Origin of the sequence: Streptomyces sp. NPDC096013, from assembly GCF_044763565.1 — a bacterium.
Lineage (GTDB): Bacteria > Actinomycetota > Actinomycetes > Streptomycetales > Streptomycetaceae > Streptomyces.
In genome coordinates this window covers 158953-170803 of the sequence record NZ_JBIWGK010000010.1, presented here as the reverse complement: position 1 = coordinate 170803, position 11851 = coordinate 158953, and the positions used below count along the sequence as shown (strand labels likewise).

The window sequence follows — 11851 nt, the reverse complement described above, 5'->3', positions numbered from 1 at the left end:
GGCGCCGGGGCGCGTGAGGCGGCACGCTGGCCCGTATGACCGTACGCATCCCCTACGCCGATCCGGCGGCACCCGGTGGCGAGCTGGACGAGCCGTTGCCACCGGCCCGCTTCGCCTACGACCGGCACACCTGGAAGGAGATCGCGCATCTCCTGGCCAATCTGCCGATATCGGTGTTCGGCTTCGTCTATGTGGCGACGACGCTGTTCCTCAGCGCCGGGCTGACCATCACCGTGGTCGGATTCCCGCTGCTCGCGCTGGCGTTGATGGGCGCGCGGCTGATCGGGAAGTTCGAGCGCGGCCGGGCCCGGCGGCTGCTCGGGGTGCGGATCGACGAGCCGAGCCCGTTGCCGTGGCGCAAGGGCGGCGGGCTCGTGCAGCGGGTGTGGATGGCGCTGAAGGACCCGGTGGCCTGGCGGACGGTGCTGTACGACGGGATGCGGTTGCCGTGGGGCATCGTCACCTTCACCGTCACGCTGACCTCGCTGTTCGTGCTCTGGCCCGTACTGCCGTTCATTGCGCGCGGGCTGGCCAACGTGGACCGCGCGATGGTGCGCGGCCTCCTCTCCCCCTCCGACGAGCTGGAACGCCGTATCGCCGAACTGGAGTCTGACCGGGGTGTCGTGGTCGACACGGCGGCGGCGGACCTGCGGCGGATCGAGCGCGATCTGCACGACGGGGCGCAGGCCCGGCTGGTCAATCTGGCGATGGGGCTGGGGCTGGCCAAGGAGAAGCTGCTGGAGGGCCAGGCCGACGAGCATGTCGCCGCGATGGTCGACGAGGCGCACGGTGAAGTGAAGCTGGCGCTCCAGGAGTTGAGGGATCTCGCGCGTGGCATCCACCCGGCGGTGCTGACCGACCGCGGTCTCGACGCCGCCCTGTCCTCCGTCGCCTCTCGCTGCACGGTGCCGGTGAAGGTGACCGCCGACATCGGCGAGCGCCCGGCCGCGGCGATCGAGGGCATCGCGTACTTCACCGTCTCGGAGCTGCTCCAGAACATCAGCAAGCACAGCGGTGCCCGTACGGCGTCGGTGGACGTGTGGCGGGCCGAGGACCGGCTGCTGATCCAGGTCTGGGACGACGGCCGCGGCGGCGCCAACCTCGACGGCGGCACCGGCATGCGCGGCCTCGCGGAGCGGCTGGGCGCGGTGGACGGCCTGTTCGTCCTCGACTCCCCTCCGGGCGGCCCTACGACCGTCACGGCGGAACTGCCCTGGCGCGAACGCACCGCCGACGAGGCGGGGAGCCGGCGCTAACGCCCCTCCACCCTCGCCGAGGCCCCCCATAAGCCCGTCACCCCGTCACCCCGACCGCTCCGGCACGCGCGGCCCCGCCGCCCGCACCGGCGCGGTCGTCGGCGTGTCCGTCACCGGCAAGCGGCAAGCGGCAGGCAGCAGGCGGCGACGAGAGGTCGCGGGGTAGGGAAAACCCCCCGCCCGGGACGCCGACGGACTCCATGGTTCCCCGGGCGCCCGTCGACCAGTCTGGAGATAGGACAGCACGGCTGCGGATACGAGTAGAACGGGACGACACCGATGGCCACGGAGTACGGGCAGGGGTACGGAATGCACGGGACGGTCGCCGAGGAGCGGACGCGGCGCCGGCTGCCGGCCGCGCTGCGCGCACCGGTCGAGGCACGCAGCTGGCGCGAGCTGGGCTATGTCCTGCTGAGCCTGCCGATCAGCATCCTGCTCTTCACCTACGCCGTCACGATGGTGTCGCTCGGCGCGGGCCTGCTGATCACGTTCCTCGGTGTGCCGGTCCTGGCGGGCGCGCTGGCCGGCTGCCGCGGTTTCGGCGCGCTGGAGCGGGGGCGGGCCCGCCTGCTGCTCGGCCTGGACATCGCCGACCCCGAGCCGCTGCGCCTGAAGAAGAACGGCCCGATGGGCTGGATGGGCGCGGTCCTCAAGAGCGGCACGTCCTGGCGCCACCTGCTGTACGCGGTGCTCCACTTCCCCTGGGCGGTCTTCTCCTTCGTCGTCGCCCTCAGCTTCTGGTCCTACGGCTGGGCCCTACTGACGTACCCGCTGTGGTTCTGGGTCTTCCCGGTCTACGCCGGCCAGGGCGGCCTTCAGCTCTACGGCGACCAGCACCACCAGGTCTATCTGGACAACCCCTTCGAGATCACCGTCACCGCGCTGATCGGACTGCTGTTCACGCTGGCCACACCGTGGATCGTGCGGGCGCTGACGATGGTGGACCGGGTGATGGTGCGGGGGCTGCTCGGGCCGTCGACGCTGGCGACGCGGGTCGTGGAGCTGGAGTCGGACCGGGGTGTCGTGGTCGACACGGCGGCGGCGGACCTGCGGCGGATCGAGCGCGACCTGCACGACGGGGCGCAGGCCCGGCTGGTGGCGCTGGCGATGGATCTGGGGCTGGCGAAGGAGAAGCTGACGGAGGACCCGGAGGCGGCGGCGCGGATGGTGGGCGAGGCGCACGGTGAGGTGAAGACGGCGTTGCAGGAGCTGCGGGATCTGGCGCGGGGGATTCATCCGGCGGTGCTGACCGACCGGGGGCTCGACGCCGCGCTCTCCTCCGTCGCGTCGCGGTGCACGGTGCCGGTGCAGGTGGAGGTGGATCTGCCCGCGCGGCCCGCGGCGGCGATCGAGGGGATCGCGTACTTCACCGTCTCCGAGCTGCTTCAGAACGTGAGCAAGCACGCGCGGGCGACCTGGGTCGCCGTGGATGTGTGGCGGGTGGAGAACCGGCTGATGTTGCAGGTCGTGGACAACGGGGTCGGCGGGGCGGACCCGTCCGGCGGTTCCGGGCTGGCGGGTCTTGCCGGGCGGCTGGACGCGGTGGACGGGATTCTGGTAGTGGACTCGCCGGTGGGCGGGCCGACCCGGATCACGGCGGAGCTGCCCTGGCGGGGTTGAGGGCCTGAGGGGGCCTCGTCCTCACTTGCCGGACAGGCGGCGTCCCCCACCCCCCGACAGGCTGGGCCTCAGCCACCCCCAACAGGCTGGGTCTCAGCCTAACCACCCATCACACCCGAAACCGGTTAGATTTACCCCCAGCCTCCACCACCCACCCCCACCCCCCGATTCCCTCCCCCGCCCGCACCGCGGCGCGAACCCTGGAATGCTGGACCTGTCCTGTGGACGGACGCGGGTCGACGTGGGCCGGGCAGGGTGGCAATGGGGGGCCGAACATCGTGGAGGACAGGGTGCAGGTGGTCATCGCCGAGGATTCAGTGCTGCTCAGGGAGGGCCTGACCCGGTTGCTGACCGACCGCGGGCACGACGTGGTGGCCGGGGTGGGCGACGGGGTCGCGCTGGTGAAGACGATCACCGAGCTGGCCGCGCAGGGCGCACTGCCCGACGTGGTCGTGGCCGACGTACGGATGCCGCCGACGCACACCGACGAGGGCGTGCGGGCCGCGGTGGAGCTGCGCAAGGCGCATCCCGGTCTCGGCGTCCTGGTGCTGTCGCAGTACGTGGAGGAGCGCTACGCCACCGAACTGCTGGCCGGTTCCACGCACGGCGTCGGCTATCTGCTGAAGGACCGGGTCGCCGAGGTACGGGAGTTCGTGGACGCGGTGGTGCGGGTCGCCTCGGGGGGTACCGCCCTCGACCCGGAGGTCGTCGCGCAGTTGCTCGGGCGCAGCCGTAAGCAGGACGTGCTGGCGGGACTGACCCCCCGTGAGCGCGAGGTGCTGGGGCTGATGGCCGAAGGGCGGACGAACTCCGCGATAGCCCGGCAGCTCGTGGTGAGCGACGGCGCGGTCGAGAAGCACGTCAGCAATATCTTCCTGAAGCTGGGACTGTCACCGAGTGACGGGGATCACCGGCGTGTTCTGGCCGTCCTCACGTACCTCAACTCCTGACAAACTGACACTGTGTCAGCCGTCCGGTCGCCGACCGGCGGCTGTTCATCGCCGTCAGTCCACTGTCAGTCCACCGTCAGTGGGTTTCGAGAACCGGACAATGCACGGGAGCGTCGCCTAGGGAAGTGCCGGGGGGCAGGAAATCATGACAAGTCAGGGTGTCAGGCCGTCTCAAAACAGCATCCATCATGCGAACGGCCGCAGGAAGGTGACCCTTACAGACGTAGGGTTGATCCTGGGAGGGTCGGCGGTACGACCATGCCCGGACAGCGTCCTCGAAGAGGAGGTCCAGTTCAGTGACCAGCCAGGTCAGTAGCCCAGCGGAGCAGGCCGACGGAGCCGTCGTAGGGGAACAGCGCAAACCGGCGGGGGTGAAGGACGTCCAACGCCTGGACCGGGTGATCATCCGGTTCGCCGGTGACTCGGGTGACGGTATGCAGCTCACCGGCGACCGCTTCACCTCGGAGACGGCGTCCTTCGGGAACGACCTCTCCACACTGCCGAACTTCCCGGCCGAAATCCGCGCCCCCGCAGGCACCCTGCCGGGGGTTTCGTCGTTCCAGCTGCATTTCGCCGACCACGACATCCTCACCCCGGGGGACGCGCCGAACGTTCTGGTCGCGATGAACCCGGCCGCCCTGAAGGCGAACATCGGTGATGTTCCGCGCGGTGCGGAGATCATCGTCAACACGGACGAGTTCACCAAGAGGGCGTTGCAGAAGGTGGGTTACTCCGCCTCGCCGCTCGACGACGGTTCCCTGGACGGCTACAGCCTGCACCCCGTCCCCCTCACCACCCTCACCGTCGAGGCGCTCAAGGAGTTCGGCCTCACGCGCAAGGAGGCCGAGCGGAGCAAGAACATGTTCGCGCTGGGCCTGCTGTCGTGGATGTACCACCGGCCGACCGAGGGCACCGAGAAGTTCCTCAAGTCGAAGTTCGCGAAGAAGCCCGAGATCGCGGCCGCCAACATCGCCGCGTACAGGGCGGGCTGGAACTTCGGCGAGACGACGGAGGACTTCGCGGTCTCCTACGAGGTCGCGCCGGCCGCGACCGCGTTCCCGACCGGCACCTACCGCAACATCTCCGGGAACCTCGCCCTGTCCTACGGCCTGGTCGCCGCGTCCCGGCAGGCGGACCTCCCGCTGTTCCTGGGCTCGTACCCGATCACGCCGGCCTCGGACATCCTGCACGAGCTGAGCCGGCACAAGAACTTCGGCGTCCGCACCTTCCAGGCCGAGGACGAGATCGCGGGCATCGGGGCGGCCCTGGGGGCGGCCTTCGGCGGTTCCCTCGCGGTGACGACGACCTCCGGCCCGGGTGTCGCCCTGAAGAGCGAGACCATCGGGCTCGCCGTGTCCATGGAACTCCCGCTGCTCGTCCTGGACATCCAGCGCGGCGGGCCCTCCACCGGGCTGCCGACCAAGACCGAGCAGGCGGACCTGCTCCAGGCGATGTTCGGGCGCAACGGCGAGGCGCCGGTCCCGATCGTCGCCCCGTGCACCCCGGCCGACTGCTTCGACGCGGCGATCGAGGCCGCCCGGATCGCGCTCACCTACCGCACCCCGGTGATGCTCCTCTCGGACGGCTACCTGGCCAACGGCTCCGAGCCCTGGCGCATCCCCGACATCGACGAACTCCCGGACCTCACCGTCCAGTTCGCCCAGGGCCCCAACCACACCCTGGACGACGGCAGCGAGGTCTTCTGGCCGTACAAGCGCGACCCGCAGACCCTGGCCCGCCCGTGGGCCATCCCCGGCACCCCCGGCCTGGAACACCGCATCGGCGGCATCGAGAAGCAGGACGGCACGGGCAACATCTCCTACGACCCCGCCAACCACGACTTCATGGTCCGCACCCGCCAGGCCAAGATCGACGGCATCGACGTACCGGATCTGGAGGTCGACGACCCGCACGGGGCGCGCACGCTGGTCCTGGGCTGGGGTTCGACGTTCGGACCGATCACGGCGGCGGTACGGCGGCTGCGCGCGTCCGGCGAGTCCGTCGCGCAGGCGCATCTGCGTCACCTCAACCCCTTCCCGCGCAACCTCGGCGCGGTCCTGGGGCGCTACGACCGGGTGGTGATCCCCGAGATGAACCTCGGTCAGCTCGCCACGCTGGTGCGGGCGAAGTACCTGGTGGACGCACACTCGTACAACCAGGTGAACGGCATGCCGTTCAAGGCTGAGCAGCTCGCCACGGCTCTCAAGGAGGCCATCGATGGCTGAGACGTCCACGGAAGGCACGGGCACGATCGAGGCACTTTCGCTCGTCCCCAAGGCCGAGGCCGTGCAGTCCATGAAGGACTTCAAGTCCGATCAGGAAGTGCGCTGGTGCCCCGGCTGCGGTGACTACGCGATCCTCGCGGCGGTGCAGGGTTTCATGCCGGAACTGGGCCTCGCCAAGGAGAACATCGTCTTCGTCTCCGGCATCGGCTGCTCGTCCCGCTTCCCGTACTACATGAACACGTACGGCATGCACTCGATCCACGGCCGCGCGCCCGCGATCGCGACCGGACTGGCCGCGTCCCGGCGGGACCTGAGCGTGTGGGTGGTCACCGGTGACGGGGACGCCCTGTCGATCGGCGGCAACCACCTGATCCACGCCCTGCGCCGCAACGTCAACCTGAAGATCCTCCTCTTCAACAACCGGATCTACGGCCTGACGAAGGGCCAGTACTCGCCGACCTCCGAGGTCGGGAAGATCACCAAGTCGACGCCGATGGGCTCCCTGGACGCGCCCTTCAACCCGGTGTCGCTGGCGATCGGCGCGGAGGCGTCCTTCGTGGCCCGGACGATCGACTCGGACCGCAAGCACCTCACCCAGGTGCTGCGCGAGGCCGCCGCCCACCCCGGCACGGCCCTCGTGGAGATCTACCAGAACTGCAACATCTTCAACGACGGCGCCTTCGACGCCCTGAAGGACCGCCAGCAGGCCGAGGAGGCGGTGATCCGGCTGGAGCACGGCCAGCCGATCCGCTTCGGCGCCGACGGTGCGCGGGGTGTCGTACGGGATGCGGCGAGCGGCGATCTGAAGGTGGTCGACGTGACCCCGGAGAACGAGGCCGGAATCCTGGTCCACGACGCCCACGCGGCCTCCCCGACCACGGCCTTCGCGCTGTCCCGGCTGGCCGACCCGGACACCCTGCACCACACCCCGATCGGGGTGCTGCGGTCGGTGCAGCGGCCGGTCTACGACACGCAGATGGCCGACCAGCTCGACACGGCGATCGTGCAGAACGGCAAGGGCGACCTGGCCGCGCTGCTGGCCGGCGGGGACACCTGGACGGTCGTGGGCTGACCGTTACGACCGCGCGGAAGGGGCGGGTTCGAGCACCTCGTCGGTGCCGGCCCGCCCCTTCGCCGTGTCGTACGCCTCGCGCGCCTCCAGCACCTTCCCCAGCCGGTCCTGGGTCCACTGGGCCAGGCCCCGCACCTGTTCGGCGGCCTCGCGGCCCAGGTCGGTCAGGGAGTAGTCGACGCGCGGCGGGATCACCGGCTGGGCGTCGCGGTGGACCAGGCCGTCCCGCTCCAGGGTCTGGAGGGTCTGCGCGAGCATCTTCTCGCTCACCTGCCGCACCTCGCCGATCGCGCGGCGGAGTTCGCTGAAGCGGTAGGGGCGGTCGAGGAGTTCGATCAGGACGAGGACGCCCCAGCGGGACGTGACGTGCTCCATGACCAGGCGGTGCGGACACATCGCCTCGGCCTCGGCCGTGACGCGGCTGCTGGACATCTCTGCGCTTACTGCCATGCCGGTACCTTACTTCAAAGTGGGTACTTTCCAAGAGTTAGCGCCACCCCTATGGTTAGTGACACGCACCGCACACCCCTTCAAGGAGTCATCACCATGAGCATCGTCGTCACCGGAGCCACCGGACACCTCGGCCGCCACGTAGTGGAGCAGTTGCTGGAGAAGGTTCCGGCCGACCGGATCACCGCCGTCGTCCGCACCCCGGAGAAGGCCGCCGACTTCGCGGAGCGGGGCGTGAAGATCGCCGTCGCGGACTACAACGCCCCCGAGACCTTCGACACCCTCTTCGCCGCGGGCGACAAGGTGCTGCTGATCTCCGGCAACGAGTTCGACAAGGGCCGCGTCGGCCAGCACCAGGTCGTCATCGACGCCGCGAAGGCCGCCGGTGTCGCCCTCCTCGCCTACACCAGCGCCCCCGGCACCCTCACCGCCGCCCTGGCCGACGACCACCGCGGCACCGAGAAGGCGCTGCTCGCGTCCGGAGTGCCGTACGCCCTGCTCCGCAACGGCTGGTACAACGAGAACTACACCGAGAACCTCGCCCCCGTGCTGGAGCACAACGCCGTCGTGGCCGCCGCCGGTGACGGCCGGATCTCCGCCGCCTCGCGCGCCGACTACGCCGCTGCCGCCGTCGCCGTGCTGACCGGCGAGGGCCACGAGAACCAGATCTACGAGCTGGGCGGCGACGAGGCGTGGAGCTTCGCCGAGTACGCGGCCGAGCTGAGCCGCCAGACCGGCAAGGAGATCGCCTACAACAGCGTCCCCGGCGAGACGCTCGTCGGCATCCTCACCGGCGCCGGTCTGCCCGAGCCGTTCGCCGCGATCCTCGCCGGTGTCGACGCCTCCATCGAGAAGGGCGAACTGGTCGTCACCTCCGGCGACCTGTCCCGTCTGTCGGGCCGCCCGACCACGCCGATCAGCGAGTCGATCGCCCTCGCGCTCAAGGGCTGACCGCCTCCCGGTCCTCACGGCGTGATGACCGGGATTGTTCCGGGGTTCCGGCCTGCGCGCCGGCCCCGCTCAGGCCGCGTCGGCCCACCTCGGGGGGCGCGTGCCGGACGCGGAGGTGCCGCTCCTTCCCGGGCGGCGTCATGACCGTATGGCGATACGGACATGACAGCCGGGCCCGCTCGGCGCTACCTTCGTGCTGGCCGCGCCGACGCGGCCGAGCGGGGCACGTGCGAAGGAGGGGCCCGTGAGCGGGAGGCCGAAGGGCGACCAGCACCACATAGGACTGCTGAACGGTTTCGCGGCCTACGGCATGTGGGGCCTGGTCCCGCTGTTCTGGCCGCTGCTGAAGCCCGCCGGCGCCGCCGAGATCCTCGCCCACCGGATGGTGTGGTCGCTCGCCTTCGTCGCCGTGGCGCTCCTGGTGATCCGGCGCTGGGCCTGGGCCGGTGAACTCCTGCGCCAGCCGCGCAAGCTGGGCCTCGTGACGATCGCCGCGGCCTTCATCACCGTCAACTGGGGCGTCTACATCTGGGCCGTGAACAGCGGCCATGTCGTCGAGGCGTCCCTCGGCTACTTCATCAACCCCCTCGTCACCATCGCGATGGGCGTCCTGCTCCTGAAGGAACGGCTGCGCCCCGCGCAGTGGGCCGCGGTCGGCGTCGGACTCGCCGCCGTCCTCGTCCTGGCCGTCGGCTACGGCCGGCCGCCGTGGATCTCCCTCACGCTCGCGTTCTCCTTCGCCACGTACGGCCTGGTGAAGAAGAAGGTCAACCTCGGCGGCATCGAGTCGCTGGCCGCGGAGACCGCGATCCAGTTCTTCCCCGCGCTCGCCTACCTGCTGTGGCTCAACGCCCACGGCACCCTGACCTTCGCCGAGGAGGGCGCGGGCCACGCCACCCTCCTCGCCTCCACCGGCATCGTCACCGCCCTCCCCCTCGTCTGCTTCGGCGCGGCGGCGATCCGGGTCCCGCTGTCGACCCTCGGCCTGCTCCAGTACCTGGCACCGGTGTTCCAGTTCCTGCTGGGCATCCTGTACTTCCACGAGTCGATGCCGCCCGCACGCTGGGCGGGCTTCGCCCTGGTGTGGCTGGCCCTGGCCCTGCTGACGACGGACGCGTGGCGGACGGCACGACGGGACAGGGCCACGGCGGCGGCGCTACGGCGTACCAGCGCGGCCACGACCCCGGCGGACGCGGCGGGCGCGGCGAGCCCGGCGGACACGGTCGAGGCGTAGCCCCGCGCGAGCGCCGCTCCGGTGCCAGAGTGAGGGCCATGACACAGACGCCCGAACCGGCCGAGCCCACCACGCCCCTGCACTGGAAACTGGTCATCGACGCGGCGGACCCGCACGCCCAGGCGGACTTCTGGGCCGCCGCGCTCCACTACGAGGCCGAGGACAACAGCTCCCTGGTCCAACAGCTCCTGGAAATGGGCGCGTTGCCCGCGGCGGCGACCGTCCGTTTCCACGGCCGCCCGGCGTTCCGCGACCTGATGGCCGTACGGCATCCCGACGACCCCTACGACAGGCAGCGCGGCACCGGTCTCGGCCGCCGCATCCTCTTCCAGCGCGTACCGGAGCCGAAGACGGTCAAGAACCGCCTGCACCTCGACCTGCACCCCGGCCCGGAGCGGCGCGAGGCCGAGGTGGAGCGGCTCACCGGGCTCGGCGCGAGCCTGCTGCGGCGGGTGTCGGAGCCCGCCGGGACGTGGGTGGTGATGACGGACCCCGAGGGCAACGAGTTCTGCGTCGCCTAGACGGCGGGCAGGGCTCAGTTGCCGGCCTTGCGGGCGCGTTCGGTGAGGCGGCCCATGCGGGCGCGGGCGGACTCCAGTTCCTCGATGTCGTCGGCCGCGGGACCGTCCTCGGCGGCGAGTCCGGTCCACAGGTCGATCAGGTCGCGGCCGAGGGCGAGGCCCTGCTCCGGGTCGCGTACGGCACGCCAGGCGGTGGCCGCGCTCTGGACGTTGCCGTAGGCCGACTCCGCGTCGTGGGCGCGGTGGCGGATGCGGGCGAGATCGAGGGAGAGGTGGAAGGAGCGGAGCGGGTCGCCGGCCAAGTAGGCGATGTAGGCGGCGAGTTCACGCAGCCGGAGGGCTTCGGGGTGTTCCGCGCCGAGCGCGTTCACCGCGTCCGTCACGGTGCGTTCCGCGAGCCCGGCCGCCTCCTCGATGCGGCCCGCCTTGACCGCGTCGTTGATCCGCACCATCGGCTCGACCAGGAACGCCGTACCGGCTCCGTCGGTCGTCACCGGGTCGTCCCCCAGCACGGCCTCGGCCACGGCGTCGAACCCGCGGGCCGGGGTGGGCTTGGCGTCGGGTTCGGGAGCGGTGAGGACGAGGTCGGGGATGGGGGCCGGGGCCGGGGCAGGTGCCGCGAGGGGGGTGAGGGGCCTGGGCTCGTCGCGGGGTGCGGGCGCGGTCTCCGGTGCGTCCGTCGCCGTCGGCCTCGCGTCCGCGACCGGCGAGCCATCCATCGCCGGCGGTGGGCCGAACGCTCCCGTGGGCGGCTGGACCTGGCCGAGGGGGGTGTCGTTGCGGGCGGACTCCGGTACGGCGGGCAGGGGGAACGTGGGTGCCGACTCCCCGGCCGACTCGGGTACGGCACGCAGCGGGAAGGTGGGGACCACGGCCTCGCCCTGTTCCGCTTCCGGTACGGGCCGGAGCCTGTGGGTGGCCGGGTCACCGCTCGGGCGCCGGTCCTCGGGCGCCGACGTCGATTCCGGTTCCGGCGCCGCGGCGACCGCGGGCGGAAGCTGCGGCGGCGGTGGCGGAAACCCGGCCGGGGCACCGGCGGACGCCGCGTCGGTCCCGGCCCGCTCCCCCGCAGCCGTACTACGACCGCCGCCCCCGCCCATCGCCCACGGCTCGGCCGAGAAATGGCTGGAGCCGTCGGGATCGATCTTCAGCGGAACGACGTACCCGATACGGGCGTCGTGGACGGTCGCGTGCACGGGATGACCGGTGGCCGTGGCGATGCGATGGAGGTGACTGAGGACCGCCTGCTGGATCTCCTCGCCGGCGGCCACCGCGACCGGTACCCCGCCGATCGACGCGCCGCCGGCGCCCGGGCCGTCAACAGGTACGCGTACCTCGAAAGGTGACGCCGCGGGTGCCAAGCGTGCGGTGCGCTTCTGCTCCCGCTTCTTCTCGCGGCTGAGTCGAGTCATCGGTTCCCTCACTCGCATGCGTCGGAGAGTCGGCCGGCGACGGCTGCGGTTCCCATGGTGCTCCCCACCGCCGACGGGCACGAACTCCCCAGCGTCAAGATCCGTTCCTACGCGTACTGTTGAGTCTCTCCGCTCCCTTCCGGTTCTCAGGTCACCGCGA

General features: G+C 71.1%; 10 protein-coding genes. 8 read left to right on the top strand and 2 right to left on the bottom strand.

Translation table 11 applies throughout. The features are described 5' to 3' along the window. Positions 1-35 precede the first annotated feature (35 nt). The 5 genes from ACIRB1_RS30560 (at position 36) to ACIRB1_RS30540 (ending at position 7123) form a co-directional block, all read left to right on the top strand. On the top strand, positions 36-1256 hold the full coding sequence (locus tag ACIRB1_RS30560) for a sensor domain-containing protein (RefSeq protein WP_352184828.1): 1221 nt from the start codon (positions 36-38) through the stop codon (positions 1254-1256). 279 nt (positions 1257-1535) lie between these two features. Continuing rightward, the gene (locus tag ACIRB1_RS30555) at positions 1536-2876 is read left to right on the top strand and encodes a sensor histidine kinase (RefSeq protein ID WP_403467682.1); all 1341 of its coding nucleotides are present in this window, start codon (positions 1536-1538) and stop codon (positions 2874-2876) included. A 290-nt stretch (positions 2877-3166) separates the two neighbouring features. Continuing rightward, the gene (locus ACIRB1_RS30550; protein ID WP_323185555.1) at positions 3167-3826 is read left to right on the top strand and encodes a response regulator transcription factor; all 660 of its coding nucleotides are present in this window, start codon (positions 3167-3169) and stop codon (positions 3824-3826) included. Between the two features lie 296 nt (positions 3827-4122). After that, the gene (locus tag ACIRB1_RS30545; RefSeq protein WP_403467681.1) at positions 4123-6051 is read left to right on the top strand and encodes a 2-oxoacid:acceptor oxidoreductase subunit alpha; all 1929 of its coding nucleotides are present in this window, start codon (positions 4123-4125) and stop codon (positions 6049-6051) included. Continuing rightward, positions 6044-7123, top strand: a complete 1080-nt coding sequence (locus ACIRB1_RS30540) for a 2-oxoacid:ferredoxin oxidoreductase subunit beta (RefSeq protein ID WP_403467680.1) — start codon at positions 6044-6046, stop codon at positions 7121-7123. Before ACIRB1_RS30545 ends, ACIRB1_RS30540 begins: the two co-directional genes overlap by 8 nt. A gap of 3 nt (positions 7124-7126) precedes the next feature. Here ACIRB1_RS30540 and ACIRB1_RS30535 read toward each other — a convergent pair whose 3' ends face one another. Further along, positions 7127-7573 carry a winged helix-turn-helix transcriptional regulator gene (locus ACIRB1_RS30535; RefSeq protein WP_403467679.1) on the bottom strand — a complete coding sequence of 149 codons (447 nt, stop codon included), beginning with the start codon at positions 7571-7573 and terminating at the stop codon, positions 7127-7129. 96 nt (positions 7574-7669) lie between these two features. On the opposite strand from ACIRB1_RS30535, the gene ACIRB1_RS30530 reads away from it, so the two are divergent. The 3 genes from ACIRB1_RS30530 to ACIRB1_RS30520 all read left to right on the top strand — a co-directional run bounded on the left by ACIRB1_RS30530 (position 7670) and on the right by ACIRB1_RS30520 (position 10279). Beyond that, a complete protein-coding gene (locus ACIRB1_RS30530; RefSeq protein WP_403467678.1) occupies positions 7670-8524 on the top strand; it encodes an SDR family oxidoreductase in 855 nt (284 codons plus the stop codon). 244 nt (positions 8525-8768) lie between these two features. Next, positions 8769-9758 (top strand): EamA family transporter RarD, encoded by a 990-nt coding sequence (gene rarD, locus ACIRB1_RS30525; protein ID WP_352184822.1) that lies wholly within the window; start codon positions 8769-8771, stop codon positions 9756-9758. A gap of 38 nt (positions 9759-9796) precedes the next feature. After that, the gene (locus ACIRB1_RS30520; RefSeq protein ID WP_352184821.1) at positions 9797-10279 is read left to right on the top strand and encodes a VOC family protein; all 483 of its coding nucleotides are present in this window, start codon (positions 9797-9799) and stop codon (positions 10277-10279) included. A gap of 14 nt (positions 10280-10293) precedes the next feature. On the opposite strand, the gene ACIRB1_RS30515 is transcribed toward ACIRB1_RS30520, so the two are convergent. Continuing rightward, entirely contained in the window at positions 10294-11691 is a 1398-nt protein-coding gene (locus ACIRB1_RS30515; protein ID WP_403467677.1) for a tetratricopeptide repeat protein, read from the bottom strand. Between the last annotated feature and the right edge of the window lie 160 nt (positions 11692-11851).

Coding starts and splice junctions, on each gene's coding strand:
- ACIRB1_RS30535 (WP_403467679.1), bottom strand. CDS start 7,573: ATGGCAGTAAGCGCAGAGATGTCCAGCAGCCGCGTCACGGCCGAGGCC.
- ACIRB1_RS30560 (WP_352184828.1), top strand. CDS start 36: ATGACCGTACGCATCCCCTACGCCGATCCGGCGGCACCCGGTGGCGAG.
- ACIRB1_RS30555 (WP_403467682.1), top strand. CDS start 1,536: ATGGCCACGGAGTACGGGCAGGGGTACGGAATGCACGGGACGGTCGCC.
- ACIRB1_RS30515 (WP_403467677.1), bottom strand. CDS start 11,691: ATGACTCGACTCAGCCGCGAGAAGAAGCGGGAGCAGAAGCGCACCGCA.
- ACIRB1_RS30540 (WP_403467680.1), top strand. CDS start 6,044: ATGGCTGAGACGTCCACGGAAGGCACGGGCACGATCGAGGCACTTTCG.
- ACIRB1_RS30530 (WP_403467678.1), top strand. CDS start 7,670: ATGAGCATCGTCGTCACCGGAGCCACCGGACACCTCGGCCGCCACGTA.
- ACIRB1_RS30520 (WP_352184821.1), top strand. CDS start 9,797: ATGACACAGACGCCCGAACCGGCCGAGCCCACCACGCCCCTGCACTGG.